This window comes from Candidatus Accumulibacter cognatus (assembly GCF_000584975.1).
Classification (GTDB): Bacteria; Pseudomonadota; Gammaproteobacteria; order Burkholderiales; family Rhodocyclaceae; genus Accumulibacter; species Accumulibacter cognatus.
Window position 1 is genome coordinate 34612 of record NZ_JDST02000075.1, and the last position, 1660, is coordinate 36271.

The 1660-nt window shown below is 67.0% G+C and carries 1 protein-coding gene; it reads left to right on the plus strand.

Features of this window, described 5'->3' with window-relative positions; translation table 11 throughout:
- Positions 1-110: 110 nt before the first annotated feature.
- Entirely contained in the window at positions 111-1493 is a 1383-nt protein-coding gene (locus AW06_RS14350; RefSeq protein WP_034951420.1) for an adenylosuccinate synthetase, read from the plus strand.
- Positions 1494-1660 lie beyond the last annotated feature (167 nt).

The window sequence follows — 1660 nt, forward strand, 5'->3', positions numbered from 1 at the left end:
GGCGCGGAGCAGTGCTCCGCGTAACCCCGCCTTCGCTCCCGCAAGTGGGGGGAGGGGAGGTTCGTGAGTCGCTGATGCGACTTGCACACTAAGGGGAAGGGCCTGTGCGCATGCCCCGCCTGGTCTCCCTGCTCGGTCTGGGTTTCGGCGATTGTGGCAAGGGCGTGTTCACCGACGCCCTGTGCCGGCGCTGGCAGGTACACACGGTCGTCCGTTTTAACGGCGGTGCGCAGGCCGGGCACAACGTCGTTCTGCCCGACGGCCGGCAGCATACCTTCTCGCAATTCGCCGCCGGGACGCTGGTGCCGGGCGTGGCGACCGTTCTCGCCTATCCGGTGGTCGTCCATCCCGGCGCGCTTCTGGTCGAGCATTCCCGGCTGCAGTCGATAGGCGTCGATGATGGCCTGGAGCGCCTGTTCATCGATCGGCGCTGTCGGGTCAATACGCCTTTCCATCAGGCCGCCGGTCGTCTGCGCGAGCTGGCTCGTGGCGCCGCGGCGCACGGAAGCTGCGGCGTCGGGGTCGGCGAAACCGTTCGCCATGCACTCGCTCACCCTGAGCACACGCTGCATTACGGCGATCTGGCCCGACCCGCGCTGGCGATGCAGAAACTGCAGGCCATTCGCCGCGATCTCCTGCCCGCGTTCGCTGCCCTGGGCGAGGTGGCCGCAAATGCGGCAGCAATCGCGGCCGAGCATCGTTTGCTCGCCGACGCGCAGCTTGCCGAAGCCTGGCTGGAAAATATCCAGAACCTGTTGCGGGATGTTCCCCCATCGTCGGCAGACAGAATCGCCGCGCGCCTGGCGCGCCCCGGGACGGTCTTGTTCGAGGGGGCACAGGGCGTTCTTCTCGATGAATGGCGGGGATTTCATCCGCACACCACCTGGAGCAGCATCCACCCGCGCGCCGTCGAAGCGGTCGCGGCAGACTACGGCTGCCCTGCCCGGGTCGAGCACCTCGGGGTCCTGCGTGCCTATCTCACGCGGCACGGAGCGGGTCCCTTCCCGACGGCCGACGCCGGACTGGACGTTCTCCCGGAACCGCATAACCGCGACCAGGGCTGGCAGGGCCGCTTCCGGCGCGGCCACCCGGACGGCGTGCTCCTGCGCTACGCCCTGGCTGCCAGCGGACGTCTCGACGGCCTGCTGGTCAGTCACCTCGATGCTTTCCGGCATGTGCCCGGGCTGCGCTGGTGCGAGGCCTACGAGACGACCGTGCCCGGAGAAGAGAGCAGGGCTGCCGGCTGGCTGGCGCCGGCCGGGCGCGTGACACGCCTGCCGTGCACCGCCAGAGAAGACCTGGCACACCAGGCAGCGCTGACGGACCTGCTCTTCCGGGTACGTCCGGTCTATCAGGCGCGCATGCTGACTGTAGCGGCGTCGCTGCTCGACCGGCTGGAGCAGGCCGCTGCCTGCCCGATCTGGTTTGCCTCCTGCGGGCCGACCCACGAAGCGGTCAAGGTGTGCTGGAGGCAGTGTGAGGTAACCGTCTGAACGCTTCGCGCGCAGGGCTAGCAGTTTGTTACATTGAATGGGCTACAGATCAGGCGGCTTTCCTATCAAATTTTTTCCAACGAAAAACCACGGGTGCCTGATTCATTTCCTGGATGTCCTGGAGGAAGAGGTGGCCCCGGAAATTGGGACAGGAGGATAAGTGGTAG

Excerpts from the sequence above, each read along its gene's own strand:
- AW06_RS14350 (WP_034951420.1), top strand. The coding sequence starts at position 111 with ATGCCCCGCCTGGTCTCCCTGCTCGGTCTGGGTTTCGGCGATTGTGGC.